The sequence below is a fragment of the Micromonospora globispora genome, assembly GCF_003857015.1.
Taxonomy (GTDB): domain Bacteria; phylum Actinomycetota; class Actinomycetes; order Mycobacteriales; family Micromonosporaceae; genus Micromonospora; species Micromonospora globispora.
In genome coordinates this window covers 1-547 of sequence record NZ_QGGF01000777.1, presented here as the reverse complement: position 1 = coordinate 547, position 547 = coordinate 1, and the positions used below count along the sequence as shown (strand labels likewise).

Below are 547 nucleotides of genomic sequence, written 5' to 3'. Positions count from 1 at the left end.
GAAGAAGGGCGCCGGGAAGACGTCGATGGAAGCCATGCGCGCGCTGAAACGCCGACTGTCCAACGTCGTCTACGCCCGCATGGTCGCCGACCAGAAACGCAGGCAGGCGGCGGATCCGGGAGGGCACTCGGGGACGACTCTGCAATCCAGCGTGACCGACCTGACCCCGGACATCGGTCCTTCGGACAAGCCACTTCCCGGACCCGCCACCAGCCAGCCTAAACCCGCCCTCCGAGCGGTGTCTTGACATAAAGGGGTGCCATGAGCGGACGTACCGCAGCGCCAACCATGGGGCAGTCCGTGCCGGCCCTTGGATCGGTCAGCCCGACGTGATCATGTCAAGCATCAGGCGAGGGGATTTCGTCGACCATCATGCGAGACCAGGCACGCCGGCAGCTGGCTGTGTCCCGTGACGGCACATTGTCAAGCCCCGGGTTTGGTGGAGAGTTGGTTAGCTGGTTTTCAGGGGTGCGCTGACCGGGTGGGTCATCGCGTGTAGTGCCTCGTGTTCGGCGGGTGGGACGTGTCCGAGTTCGCCGTGGAGGCT

At 65.1% G+C, this 547-nt stretch carries 1 pseudogene; it reads left to right on the top strand.

Annotation, left to right across the window (positions count from 1 at the left end):
• Window positions 1-247 (top strand): annotated as a pseudogene (locus DKL51_RS35990) (IS110 family RNA-guided transposase); the annotation flags it as partial.
• Window positions 248-547: the final 300 nt, after the last annotated feature.